Source organism: Pseudomonas sp. 67(2021), assembly GCF_017491835.1.
In the GTDB taxonomy this organism is placed as follows: Bacteria; Pseudomonadota; Gammaproteobacteria; order Pseudomonadales; family Pseudomonadaceae; genus Aquipseudomonas; species Aquipseudomonas atacamensis.
In genome coordinates this window covers 65,235-78,389 of sequence record NZ_JAFGYL010000011.1, presented here as the reverse complement: position 1 = coordinate 78,389, position 13,155 = coordinate 65,235, and the positions used below count along the sequence as shown (strand labels likewise).

At 60.4% G+C, this 13,155-nt stretch carries 11 protein-coding genes; 3 read left to right on the top strand and 8 right to left on the bottom strand.

Annotation, left to right across the window (positions count from 1 at the left end; all coding sequences use genetic code 11):
• Positions 1-26: 26 nt before the first annotated feature.
• The 6 genes from J5M66_RS15310 to J5M66_RS15285 all read right to left on the bottom strand — a co-directional run bounded on the left by J5M66_RS15310 (position 27) and on the right by J5M66_RS15285 (position 6,548).
• The gene (locus tag J5M66_RS15310) at positions 27-959 is read right to left on the bottom strand and encodes a sigma 54-interacting transcriptional regulator (protein WP_123444099.1); all 933 of its coding nucleotides are present in this window, start codon (positions 957-959) and stop codon (positions 27-29) included.
• 51 nt (positions 960-1,010) lie between these two features.
• On the bottom strand, positions 1,011-1,592 hold the full coding sequence (locus tag J5M66_RS15305; protein WP_007918704.1) for an alpha/beta hydrolase: 582 nt from the start codon (positions 1,590-1,592) through the stop codon (positions 1,011-1,013).
• Positions 1,593-1,793: 201 nt separating this feature from the next.
• Positions 1,794-2,195 (bottom strand): biopolymer transporter ExbD, encoded by a 402-nt coding sequence (locus J5M66_RS15300; protein WP_024011153.1) that lies wholly within the window; start codon positions 2,193-2,195, stop codon positions 1,794-1,796.
• Between the two features lies 1 nt (position 2,196).
• Positions 2,197-2,922: a MotA/TolQ/ExbB proton channel family protein gene (locus J5M66_RS15295; RefSeq protein WP_041477454.1), complete on the bottom strand. Its 726-nt coding sequence runs from the start codon at positions 2,920-2,922 to the stop codon at positions 2,197-2,199.
• A gap of 45 nt (positions 2,923-2,967) precedes the next feature.
• Complete coding sequence (locus tag J5M66_RS15290) at positions 2,968-3,777, bottom strand: energy transducer TonB (RefSeq protein WP_207808047.1); 810 nt, start codon at positions 3,775-3,777, stop codon at positions 2,968-2,970.
• Between the two features lie 410 nt (positions 3,778-4,187).
• Positions 4,188-6,548 carry a TonB-dependent receptor gene (locus tag J5M66_RS15285; protein WP_207808048.1) on the bottom strand — a complete coding sequence of 787 codons (2,361 nt, stop codon included), beginning with the start codon at positions 6,546-6,548 and terminating at the stop codon, positions 4,188-4,190.
• Between the two features lie 165 nt (positions 6,549-6,713).
• Here J5M66_RS15285 and J5M66_RS15280 point away from each other — a divergent pair, with 165 nt between their 5' ends.
• Both J5M66_RS15280 and J5M66_RS15275 read left to right on the top strand, forming a co-directional pair.
• Positions 6,714-7,658, top strand: coding sequence for a LysR family transcriptional regulator (locus J5M66_RS15280; protein ID WP_122611164.1), 945 nt, complete (start codon positions 6,714-6,716; stop codon positions 7,656-7,658).
• Between the two features lie 179 nt (positions 7,659-7,837).
• Complete coding sequence (locus J5M66_RS15275; protein WP_207808049.1) at positions 7,838-9,454, top strand: alkaline phosphatase family protein; 1,617 nt, start codon at positions 7,838-7,840, stop codon at positions 9,452-9,454.
• Between the two features lie 153 nt (positions 9,455-9,607).
• Here J5M66_RS15275 and J5M66_RS15270 read toward each other — a convergent pair whose 3' ends face one another.
• Complete coding sequence (locus tag J5M66_RS15270; RefSeq protein ID WP_207808050.1) at positions 9,608-10,528, bottom strand: TauD/TfdA family dioxygenase; 921 nt, start codon at positions 10,526-10,528, stop codon at positions 9,608-9,610.
• 182 nt (positions 10,529-10,710) lie between these two features.
• On the opposite strand from J5M66_RS15270, the gene J5M66_RS15265 reads away from it, so the two are divergent.
• Positions 10,711-11,631: a LysR family transcriptional regulator gene (locus tag J5M66_RS15265; RefSeq protein WP_207808051.1), complete on the top strand. Its 921-nt coding sequence runs from the start codon at positions 10,711-10,713 to the stop codon at positions 11,629-11,631.
• Between the two features lie 143 nt (positions 11,632-11,774).
• Here the strand turns inward: J5M66_RS15265 and J5M66_RS15260 are convergent, their stop codons facing one another.
• Positions 11,775-12,788, bottom strand: a complete 1,014-nt coding sequence (locus J5M66_RS15260) for an ABC transporter substrate-binding protein (RefSeq protein WP_122747902.1) — start codon at positions 12,786-12,788, stop codon at positions 11,775-11,777.
• Positions 12,789-13,155 lie beyond the last annotated feature (367 nt).

Below are 13,155 nucleotides of genomic sequence, written 5' to 3'. Positions count from 1 at the left end.
CATTTTGTTCATGTTGAAGAAAACGCTCACACCGCCTCGCTCAAGCGAATCAGCCAGTCTTTCAAGGCCTTACGCTCTGCACTGCTACCACCTATATGGGTCTGCCTGACCAGACGTTCGATCTGAACCTGCGGCGCAGACACGTCAGGCAGGTTCAGATGTTCCGGCAGGATTTCGTCGCCGGTGCTGACCAGCAGGGCAAAGTGGATGACGTTTTCCAGTTCGCGAGTGTTGCCCGGCCAGCTGTGTTGTTCGAGTACATGCTGAGCGGCTTCGCTGATCAGCGGCACGGGCAGATCAAGACGCTGGCTGTAAATGCCGAGGAAATACTCCGCGAGGGAGAGGATATCGCCGGTGCGCGCGCGCAACGCCGGCAGCTCCAGATGACCCTCGCTGAGGTAGTGATAGAGCCGCTCGTGGAATTTTCCGGCGTCCACGGCCTGGGCCAGATCGATGCTGGTCGCCGCAACCAGGCGCACATCCACCGGGCTCGGCTGATGCGCACCGACGCGGGTGACTTCGTGGTTTTCCAATGCCGCGAGCAACTTGATCTGGATGGGCAGCGGCAGATCGCCGATTTCATCCAGGTACAAGGTGCCGCCGTTGGCCGAACCGAACCAGCCGGCGCGGCTGCTGGCCGAACCGCTGTAGCTGCCGGCGGCGTAGCCGAACAGTTCGGCGTCGGCGTAGGTCGGGCTGATCGCGCCGCAGTTCACCGAAACGAACAGCCCGCTGCGATCACTGGCGCGGTGGATATGCCGGGCGAGCAGCTCTTTACCGGTGCCAGTCTCACCGCGAATCAACACTGAAATCGCACGTGGAGCCAACTGCTCCAACTCCTCGCGCAATTGCCGCGAGCGTGGGTCGACGAACACCAACGCCTTGGCGCGAATGCTCAGGGGGCTTTTTTCCGCATCGGGAAAGGTCAACAAGGGCTGACCGAAGGTTTCGAGACTCATGGCAGGCTCCCGCCCAAAACCGCCAGCCGACGGGGGCGTTGAATAGTAAGGTCAGGCGCGACGGCGGGCGTGATGTTCCAGACGGTTTTGCAGGCGATAGAGATAGGCAAATCCCTGCTCCCAACGCTGATGCCCGGACTTGACGTTGATGTGCCCGGCCCCGGCGAGAATCCCCGCCTCCGCGCCCCAGTTGCGCGCCAGTTCCAATGCGCGCGGCGCACTGACGGCGGCGTCGTTGTCGGAGCTGACGACCTGACTGGGGAATGGCAACAGGTCCGTCGGAATCGGTGCGAAGTTGCGCAGCGCTGGCGCGCAGGCAGGACGCTCGACATCGGCCGGCGCGACCAGCAACGCCCCGCGCACCTGACGCAGGTACTGCAACGGCGCAGTCGCCGCCCAGTGAGCAACGGTGATGCAACCGAGGCTGTGAGCGATGAGAATGACCGGCGTGCTGTCGGCGGCAATCGCTTCGGCCAGCGCGGCGACCCAGTCCTCACGGCGCGGCGTCAGCCAATCGGCCTGCTCGACCCGCGCGCTGTTCGGCAGGCTGTTCTGCCAGTGGCTTTGCCAATGATCTTCTGGCGATCCTTGCCAGCCCGGCACAATCAGGTAGCGGATTGATTCGTTGCGCATGGGGAAGCTCTCCTGCGGCGTGTCTGTTCCGGGTCGAGTATAGGGATGGGAGTTATATTCGTTAAGGAATAAGAAGCTATTTATTAATACCCATAATGCATATGAGGCGTTCCCACAGGGTGAGTGTGTTGTGGCAATAACGCGGGATAAAAAAAGGGCCGCACCCTGCCAAGGAGACGGCCCCGGAAAAGCAAAAACCTGTCACCGCGCAGTAATCACCGACAACTTGGTAATCCCCGCCCGTTCGATCGAAGCCATGGCTCGCGCCACTTCGCCGTAGTTCACCCCGTCATCGGCCTGCAATTGCACGCGCACTTCCGGGTCCTTGGCCTTGGCCGACTTGAGGTTGAATTCCAGCAAGTCGGGCTGAATCTGGTCCTTGTTGATAAACAGCTTGCCGGCGCCGTCGATGCTCACCACCAGCGGATCCTTCTGCTCGACCGGTGCCACCGCTTCGGTCTTCGGCAGGTTGATCGGGATCGCGTTGGTCAGCAGCGGCGCGGTGACGATAAACACCACCAGCAGCACCAGCATCACGTCTACCAGCGGCGTCACGTTGATTTCGCTGAGCACCTCATCCGTGTCTTGCGTGGAGAAGGCCATATCAGGACGCCTCCTTCACTTTTGCCGCGTTGCCCGACGTTGCCACCTTGTGTGCGGTCGGGTGGATCAGCACGCGGAACGCGCTCTTCTGCGCCAGGCTGTAGAAGTCGTGGGCGAAGTCATCGAGATCCGCCGCGGTCAATTTCAGACGACGCAGAAAGTAGTTGTAAACCAGCACCGCCGGCACCGCGACGGCGATCCCCACGCCAGTCGCGACCAGTGCCGCACCGATCGGCCCGGCCACCGTTTCCAGGCTCGCCGAACCGGCGGCGCTGATGCCTTTCAAGGCCTCCATGATTCCCCACACCGTGCCAAACAGACCAATGAACGGCGAGGTGCTGCCGATACTCGCGACAACCGCCAGACCGGTTTCCAGCGAACGCCGCTCGCGCACGATCTGCTGGCGCAAGGCGCGTTCGAGGCGATCCTGATGGTTGATCGCCTGGCTCAGGTCATTTGCCTGCGGCGCCTCGCCCACCTGGATCGCCGCATAACCGGCCTGCGCCACTCGCGCTGCGGCGCCGGGCTGGGTTTCGCTCAACTCGGCGGCGGCATCCAGGCTCGACGCCGCCCAGAAACGTTTGTGAAAGCGCCGATCCTGCGCTTTCAAACGACCGAACTGCACAGCCTTGAGCAGTGCCAAACCCCAAGTGGCGACGGAAAAAACCACCAGCAGCCAGATCACCGCGCTTTCGATGGATTCCAGTGGAGATGCCAGTAACGTCATGATGTGTTCCCTCGTGTAAACATTTCGCGCGAATTTGGTTTCGGTTTAATGAATCTTGAAATCGATGGGCACGCTGACCCAGCCGTCCTGGGCGACATCACCCTGCTTGGCCGGGACGAAACTCCAGCGCTTGACGGCATTCAGCGCCGCATCGTCGAGCTGTTGCCGACCACTGCTTTTGGCAATCTGAATCTCGCCCGGTTTGCCGCTGGCCAACACATGCACCCGTAACAACACCGTGCCCTCCCAACCGCGACGCTGGGCCAGCGACGGATATTCCGGTGCCGGGTTTTTCAGATACGCGGCGTTGGCTGACGCCGGGGTAACGGGCGCCGGTGCCGGTGGCGCAGCCGGCGCTGGTGCGGCGACGGGCGCTATCGGTTTCGCTGGCGCTGGCGGTTGCTCTACTGCCTTTGGCGCCGATTTGGGCGGCGGTTTCACCATCGGTTTTGGTTTGGGAATCGGCTTGGGCGGCGGCGGTTTCACCGCCAACTCGTCCTCCACTGGCGGTGGCGGCTCGACCACGGGCGCCGATGGTGGCGGCGCAACAACCGGCGGCGCTGGCGGAGCCGGGCGCGAAAACTCGATGGTCATCGGCGGAATTTCCGGCGGCACCACCGGCAGCACCGGCGTCGGTTTCTGGCTGACCCAGTAAATCACCGCGCCATGCACCACCAGCGCGAGGACACCGAGCAGAAGGGTTTCGCGCCGACTCAAAATACCCTTGGGCGCTCGCTGCAAACGCAACTGCCCCAACGGCACCCGGTGCGGCCGGCCAAGATCGACCAGTTCGCCACTCGGCGTATGCCGCCACAGCAATTCCCCTGCGCTGGCGGCGGTCTGGACATTGCCCATTGTTCAACTCCCTGCGGTCTCTTTCGTTCTACGAGCCAAAGCGATCGACCCGTCATTCTTGAAGCCCCCACGGCGTAGTCGATGGGGGTAATCATTGGGCTTGCACGCTTATCACCGAAAGTAATCTTTGACGTTATGCATAGGCCTTCAAGGAATATGCAAATCGCCCGTTTTCACCGAAGCCGCGCACCACAAGGGCTGCAGCGATCTGCTATAAACCCCATGCTTTTGCGGCATGAAAAGTATTCGGATACGGCATCCGTTAACGCCTTAAAAGGCTGGTTTTGGTTCGCTGAATGCCGACGTTAGGCGCGATTGCCGCCGTCGCTGTCGATCAGCTGCGTCTGCTTGCCGGCGCCGCTGAGGATTGGTTGAACGGCCATGTCCAGGTCAGCGCCTTGAAAGCTCAATTAAAAGTCGTAGCGACCGGTAACGCCGAGGGTTCGCGGGGTACCGAGCAGGCCTTCATAGCCGCCGTTGCCGCCGGTCCACAGAGTCGTGTAATAAGTTTTGTCGAAGGCGTTTTTCAGCCACAGCGAGACGTCCCACTGGCCCTGATTGAAATCACCGCGCAAGCCAGTGGATAGGTTGACCACCGCGTAACTGGGGATCTGCCCGTAGTCGGAATCCTCGACCGTACCCACCGCTTTGGAGCGGAACGCGTAGCTGCCGGTGACGTAGGGTTCGAAGCCGTTAGCCAGATTCCATTTGTATTCGCCGTTGGCGTTGCCGATCCATTTCGACGCGCCGACCACTTGATGGCCGCTGAGGTCGCACGAGGCCGGCGCACCCGGGGCCTGGCTGACTTCCGGCGGGCACGGCGCATCCTTGTACGAGAGGTAGCTGACGTCGTTGTACGAGCCGTTGAAATTCAGGGTCAGGCCACGCAGCGGCACCAAGGTGCTTTCGAACTCGATGCCACGCGAGCGCACCGAGCCTGCGTTGGTCAGGTATTGCACGCGGTTGGCGGCGTCGTAGGCATTGGTCTGGTAGGCGTTGACCTGGGTCCAGAATACGTTGGCGTTGAGTTGCAGGCGGCGATCCCACAGGGTGCTTTTGAAACCGAGTTCGGCGTTGTTGGCGCGCTCGGTGCCGATCAATAACGAGTCGGCGCCAGCGGTAGGTGCGGAGCCGACCGCGAGGTTGACCCCGCCGGATTTCTCGCCGTGGGACAGCGTGGCGTAACCGAGCACATCATCGGTGATGCGATAGCTCAGGTTGAGCAGTCCCGAGGGGCTGGAGCTGTACTGATTCAAGTCACCGGAATCGTAGACGCCGGCACGGCCGCGACGCGCATTGGCTGCCGCGCCGGCCACAGCTACACCGCCGACCGGCGCGTTGCGGCCGACCGAGGCGTTTTTCTCTTCGTAGGTGCCACGCACCCCGGCGGTGAAATCGAGACGTTCGCTCAGGTGCCAGGTGCCTTGGGCAAACAGGGCGAAACTGTCGGTCTGGATATGGCCGTTGCCGACGCTGGTGACGTTGGCCAGGCTGCCCGCCGGTGTGCCATTCCAGATATCGGCCTGCGGGCCGTAATAGGAGAAGGATTTGTTGTCCAGATCCGAGCCGAAATAGTAGGCGCCGACCACATAATCGAAGAACTCACCCTTGGGCGAGGCCAGGCGAAATTCCTGCGAATACTGTTTGTCTTCCACCGACACGCCGGCGTTGTAACTGGCCGGCACGTTGAGGCCATCGTCGTTGCGCGGGGTGAAATTCCAGAAACGATAAGAGCTGACCGACGTCAGGGTGAAGTCGCTCGGCAACGTCCAGTTGGCTTCCACTGAAGTGCCGCCCTGATGCACGGTGACGTGCTGGTCGTTATCGAGATTGACCTTGCGATGCCGGCCGTTGACCAGCGTCGCCCCGGCTGCACTGGCCCGCGATTCATACAGGTTGACGCCGTTGATGGTCGGCCCGGTGTTGTACAACACGCGAGTGCCGGCGCTGGAATCTTCTTCGTTGTAATCGCCGATCCAGCGCAGATTGAAATCTTCATTGGGCTTGAACAACAGCTGCGCGCGGAAGCCCTCGCGGGAGCCGCCGTTGAGGTCGTGGCCGTCGTATTCGTTCTTGATGTCGCCGTCACTGCGCGTGCGATACGCCGAGAAGCGCCCGGCCAGTTGGTCGTTGAGCGGTCCGGAAATCGTGCCCTTGGTCTGGAAATAACCGTCCTCGCCGACCGAGGTTTCGATACTGCGTTCCGGTGTGAAACTGGGCGCACGGGTGCTGATGTTGATAACCCCGGCGGTGGTGTTCTTGCCGAACAGCGTGCCTTGCGGACCGCGCAAGACTTCGAGCTGCTCGATGTCCATCAGGTCGAACACCGCCATCCCCGGACGGCCCAGATAAACGTTGTCGATGTACAGGCCAACGCTGCCTTCCAGGCCATCACTGGCCGGGTTGTTACCGAGGCCACGGATCGACACGCTGGACTGCCGCGCATGCATGTAAGCGACGTTGACGCTGGGCACCAGTTGCTGCAAGTCCTGAATCCGGTAAACCCGTTGCGTCTCCAGATTCTGCCCACTGACCACGCTCATTGGCGTCGGCACGTCTTGCGAACTTTCTTCGCGGCGGCGCGTGGTGACGGTCACGGTTTCCAGCTGCGAACCGTTGGCCGCCGCTGTGCCTGCCGGAACCGGCGCCGGTGTTTCGGCTTCTGCGGCATAGCCGTGAGTCCAACTGGCGCTGCCTGCCAGCAACAATGCCAAAGGCAGGCGTTTGAGCCGTCGGGGTGATGGGGGTAACGCGAGATTCAACGGACTCATGGCGCGGCTCCTAGTCAAAAAACACACAGACATCTTCACTGCTGCATATTCTTTTCAGTTATTTATTTATGGATTTACAAATATTTACTGCATAAGAGATTGCCTTTATAAGGAGTCGACCTAATGCATATCCAATGCATTTCTCGGATATTTTTTATGTGAAAAATGCATATCGACTTGCGCCAATTGCGTCACTTCATCGCTCTGGTTGAGCAACGCAGCTTTATCGCTGGCGCGCAGGCGGTGAACCTGTCGCAGTCGGCATTCAGCCGCAGCATCCAAGCACTGGAACACAGCGTCGGCTGCCAGTTGGTCGACCGTGGGCGCAAGGAATTGCCGCCGACCAAACAGGGCCAGGTGCTGCTCGAACATGCACGGCGACTGGTCAGCGGTGCGCAGCAGATGGCCAATGAGATCAGCCAGTTCAATGGCCTCGAAGCCGGGGAATTGCGCTTTGGTTGCGGGCCGGCGCCAGCCGCTGGATTGATCCCGCGCGCGATCGGCGCGTTCATCGGCCGCTACCCGAAAGCGCGGGTGCAGTTTCAAGTCGATGACTGGCAGAGCCTGAGCAAACGCCTGCTCAGCGAAGAGTTCGAATTCTTCGTCGCCGATACCCGACAATTCGAGGCCGACCCGGATTACCAGACCCACCGCCTGCGAGCGCGCAAATGGCATTTCTGCTGCCGCGCCGGGCATCCGCTGGCGGCGTTCGAACGCATCACCGCCGAGCAGTTGCTGAGTTATCCACTGGCGGCCAGCATCCGACCGCCGAACCTGCGCAAGGTCATCGTCGACCTCAGCGGCCGTCCGGATTTCACCCCGAATGTGGAATGCGAAAACGGTTCGACGCTGTTGAGCGTGGTGCTGCGTTCGGAGGCGATCGGAATTGTCGGCGCGTATTCCGATGCGCTGCATCTGGCCAAGGGTGAGCTGGTCTGTTTGAAGATCGAAGGCCTGGCGGATGATCTGGAGGAGCTGTACACCCGCTACGGCATTGTCAGCCGCGCGGGGTATCGGCTGTCGCCGCTGGCCGAAGCGATGATTGAGCAGATCAAAGTGGTTGATGCGGAGGATGAGGAGGTGTGTTCGCTGGAGAATTTTGCTGTCTGAGCTGGCCCCTTCGCGAGCAGGCTCGCTCCCACAGGAATACGCATTTCAAATGTGGGAGCGAGCCTGCTCGCGAAGAGGCTGATGCAATCGCTGCATAAAAACCATTCCCCAAATGCACTTGCCGAAAACCCCCACCGACAGCGAAAACCCTCACCTGTCCCCACTGACCGGTGAACTCCATGCCCACTCCTCCCAACCCCGTGCGCAACGTGCTGTACATCATGTGCGATCAACTGCGCCGCGATTACCTGTCCTGCTACGGCCACCCGCATCTGCATACACCGAATATCGATCGCCTCGCAGCTCAAGGGGTGCGTTTCAGCCGCGCCTATACCCAAGGCACGATTTGCGGTCCTTCAAGGATGTCGGCCTACACCGGGCGCTACGTCAGCAGCCATCAAGTGGCCTGGAACGCGGTGCCGTTGCCGCTGGATGAATTGACGATCGGCGATTACCTGCGACCTCACGGCATCCGCACCGCGCTGGTCGGCAAGACCCATGCGACGGCCAATGTCGACGCCTTGCAGCGTCTGGCGATCAACCCGCAAAGCGCGCAAGCCGAGTTGCTCAATGAGGTCGGCTTCGAACCGTATCTGCGCCACGACGGCATCTACCCCGACGATGCTTCATTCGACGACAAGCGCGAATCCGCGCCCTATACCCAATACCTGCGCGCGCAGGGCTTCGATGGCAAGAATCCCTGGCACGACTGGGCGAACGCCGCCGAAGGCGAGAACGGCGAAATCCTCAGCGGCTGGAAAATGCGTCATGCGAATTTGCCAGCACGAATTCCCGAGCAACACTCAGAGACTGTCTACACTACAAATCGCGCCATCGACTTCATCACCGAGCAAGGCGAGAAATCCTGGTGTTTACACCTCTCGTACATCAAACCGCATTGGCCCTACATCGTACCGGCACCGTACCACGCCTTGTACAGTACGAAATCGATTCTCGAAGCGGTCCGCGCGATGCCCTCCGCAGCCAGCAAACACCCCGTATACACTGCCTTTCGCCAACATGAGGAAAGCCTCAACTTCTCCCGCGATTCAGTACGATTGACTGTCATCCCCACCTATATGGGCCTGATCAAGCAAGTGGATGATCAGTTGGGGCGGCTGTTCGATTTTCTGCAGAACAACGGCCGTTGGGATGACACGTTGATCGTGTTCACTAGCGATCACGGCGATTTCCTTGGCGATCATTGGCTCGGTGAGAAGGAGTTTTTGCTCGAGCAGGCGGTGGGCGTGCCGTTGATCGTGCGCGACCCTCGGGCGGCGGCGGATGTCACTCGCGGCACTGTCGATGAGCGGCTGGCGGAAACCATTGATGCGCTGCCCACGTTTCTTCAAGCGTTGGGATTAGCGGGCGCGGAACACCGGCTGGAAGGGCGTTCATTGATCCCGCTGCTGCACGGGGAAAATCCCGATTGGCGCCGCTATGCAATCAGCGAATACGACTACGCCTTTCAGGCCCCGGCACGCGAGCGACTCGGCCAGCCGATCGACCGTTGCCGCATGACCATGGTGCGCAGCGAGCGCTGGAAATACCTGGGGTACGACGGGTTTAGACCGCAGTTGTTTGATCTGTTGAATGATCCGCAGGAGCTGAATGATCTGGGTGAGGACCCGGCGTACACGGCGGTGCGCGAGGAGCATGCGGGGTATCTGTTTGAGTGGATGCGTGGATTGAAGCGGCGGACGACGATCAGCCATCCGGAGATCGATTTGCGCGGGCAGCGGTTTCGTTATGGTGAGCCGGAAACCGAGAAGGTTGTTCAGATTGGTGTGTGGTAGCTGTGATCAAATGATCGTTCCCACGCTCCGCGTGGGAACGCAGCCCGGGACGCTCCGCGTCCCAAAACCGGACGCAGAGCGTCCGTTGAGGCATTCCCACGCAGAGCGTGGGAACGATCAATGTGGGAGCGAGCCTGCTCGCGAAGAGGCCAATCAGACGCCGACGATATCCGGACCTTTGATGGTCAGACTCCGCTGCCCATTCACCCCCACCGGCACTTCGCCTTTGAGCGTCACCCGGCGCACCACGCGATCCTGGGTGCCGTAATCATCAATCGCGTAATGCTGCGTCGAGCGGTTGTCCCAGATCGCCACATCTCCAGCCTGCCAGCGCCAGCGCACGGTGTTTTCCTGGCGGATCACATGGCTCTGCAGCAAGCCGAACAGGTGCGCCGAATCCGCCTGTGAATAACCTTTGATGCGTTTGACGAAATGCCCCAGCAGCAAGCTTTTCTCGCCGCTGATCGGGTGCACGCGCACCACCGGGTGCTCGGTTTCGTAGACAGTCGAGGTGAAGACTTTGCGATAGCGCTCCAGCTTCTCTGCCGAGACGTCCGGCTTCGCACCGGCGTAGTCGTACTCGTTGCTGTGCACAGCGGTCAGTTTGTCGGCGAGCTCACGCAGCTCGCTCGGCAAGCCGCTGTATGCCGTTGCGGTGTTGGCCCACAGCGTATCGCCGCCGAAGGCCGGGGCGACCACCGAGCGCAGGATCGAGGCTTTCGGGTAAGCGTCGACGAAAGTCACGTCGGTGTGCCAGGAGTTGGCGCGCTGACCTTCGGCGCCGTCCAGCTCGAGCAGGTAACGGGTGCCTTCGCGCGATGGCACGGTCGGGTGTGCCACCGGTTCGCCAAGCAGATGGGCGAAGGCTTCCTGACGCTGATCGTCGAGCTGCGTCTGCTCGCGGAAGAACAGCACTTTGTATTCGACCAAGGCTTGCTGGATGGCTTCGACAGTGGCGGCGTCCAGCTCACCGGACAGATGCACGCCGCGGATTTCGGCACCGATACGTCCGGCTACCGGGTGAATTTCCAGCGCGTGAGAAACGGGTTTTACGGCGAGTGCAGCATTGCTCATGGGAAGACCCTCATCGACGGATTGCGGTTTTGGCGGCAGCGAAACAACGCTCTATCTATATTCCATTTATATCTAATAGATATTAAAATGCTTCGTTGACGGAATAAGAGCTTGCATTTAAAACCTCAAGCAACCCTCGTCGCAAATGCCTTCGAGCTATTTTTAGGATGCCGGAAAAGCATATGGATCTTCGCCAGTTGCGCTACTTCATCGCCCTCAACGAACACCGCAGTTTTGTCCGTGCGGCCGACGCCATGGGCATCACTCAACCGGCGTTCAGCCGCAGCATTCAGGGGCTGGAGCAGGAGTTCGGTTGCGTGCTGGTCGATCGCGGCAACAAGGATCTGCGCCCCACGCCCGAGGGCCAGGTGGTGCTGCAACACGCCTTGAGCCTGGTGCAGGGCGCAGCGTTGCTCAGCGCTGAAGTGACGCAAATGACCAAGCTCGACGCCGGCGAAGTGCATTTTGGTTGCGGGCCGGCGCCGGCGGTGAAACTGGTGCCGGACGCGGTGGCGCAATTCATCAATTCGCACCCGAAAGTGCGCACCTGTTTTCAGGTTGATAACTGGGAAAAACTGAGCCGCGCGCTGAGCCGCGAAGAGATCGAATTCTTCATCGCCGACATCCGTCATTTCGAGTCCGATCCGAATTTCCAGACGCAACCGCTGACGCCCAAGCGCGGGGTATTTTTCTGCCGGCCGGGGCATCCGTTGCTGGCCAAGGAAAGCCTGTCGACCAACGACATGTTCGACTACCCGCTGGCCGCCACCCTGATCCCGCCGGGCATTCGCAAGCTGCTGGCGAATCTCAGCGGGCGCATCGATTTCTCGCCGACCATCGAGACCGAGCACTTTCCGGCACTGGTCAAAGTGGTGCTGCAATCCAATGCAATCGGCGTCGGCACGGAGGAGGCGTTTATTGAGGATGTCGCCAAGGGTTCGCTGGTGCTGTTGCACTGGCGCAACCTGCCGCAGAACCTCGAAAGCATGAACGCCCGCTGCGGCATCGTCAGCCGCACCGGATTCCGGTTGTCGCCGGCGGCGAGGGCAATGATCGAGACGTTGGTCGCGGTGGATCGGCAGGACGTCAGCGTCGCCGTCTGAAAAACCTTCGTGGCACACGCCGATCGTTCCCACGCTCTGCGTGGGAATGAAACCCGTGACGCTCTGCGTCACAAAGGACGCGGAGCGTCCTCGGCTGCATTCCCACGCGGAGCGTGGGAACGATCTGGAAAGACGCTGGAGATCTAAAGCCTGGCTGCAGAAAGCTCTGGCGCCACCCAATCGCTGACCTTGAACGGCTTGCGGATCAGCTTCTGCTGCGCCGCCAGGTCGACCTTGTCCTGCAGGCCGCTCAAGAACACCGGATCCAGTGTCGACGGGAAAATCTCGCTGAGATTCTGATCCTTCAGATCCTGAGCCAGAATCACCGGCGGATAACTGGCCAGCCCTGATACCAGCTGCACATAGGCGTCCTTGTTGCTGTCCTGCGTCAGCCACTCGACCGCTTGCTGCTGCGCCTTGAGCAGTTTCGCAATGACTTCAGGATGGGCGTCGACAAACTTGCCATTACCCAGCAACACCGCCTGCACGCTGCCAGCGCCGCCGAGGTCCTTGGTGTTGAGCGGCAATTCCGCCAGGCCTTTGGCTTGCAAGGCACTCAGCGCGGAGCTGCCCCACGAGGCATCAATCTGCTTGGCCGCGAGCGCCGAGACCGCCGCGTTGAAATCCAGATTGATCACCTTTAGATCCTTCTCGCTCAGGCCCTGACTGGCCAACGCCGCATCGAACGACAGTTGCGTTGCCGTTCCGCGAAAGATCGCCACGCGTTTGCCCTTGAGATCCTGCAGGGTCTTGATCCCCGAGCCGGGCACCACGCCGAGGTATTGCTTGACCCCACGCGCCGTGGCGCTGAGCAGGCGCGTGTCCAGACCATTGGATTTGCCGATGATCGCTGCCAGATCGCCGAGATAGGCCAGATCGACCTGGCCATTGGCAAACGCCTCATTGATCACCGGCCCGGCGCCCTTGAAGAAACTCCACTGGATCTTGATGCCCTGCTCGGCGAAGGCCTTTTCGAAGATCTGCTGATCGCGCAGCACATCGACGATGCCGCCGCCGCTGTGTTGAGTGCCGGCGCTGAGGTCGGGTACGGCGATGCGGATTTCCTTGAGCTCTCCGGCTTGGGCGCCAAGCGCAAGAAAGCCTGCAAGCGCCGGGGCGGCCAGCAGGCCAATGATTCGTTTGAAGGGAAGGTTCATGGGTGCGGCTCCTTGATCGCTGAGGAGCCGAAAGTAGGCTGGATGCCCACCTTCACTTAAATACTATAAATGCACATTTTTATATCCATATGAGCTAAGCAAGAGCGTGTGCGGCTTGCAGCGCTATATGCATTAACAGCATCGAAAATATTCTTCGAATGCATTGGATGCGCGCAAGCAGGCAAGCCTTAAATGGATTCGCTTATTTCCCGATAGCATCTAACGCAAGTTTGTTAGATCAGTTTCATATATGACGAAACCCAGTGTGGGAGCGAGCCTGCTCGCGAAGAGGCAATGCCAGCCGCCATCAATGCTGTCTTAAACAGCCATTTCGCGAGCAGGCTCGCTCCCACATGAAAAGCGGTTC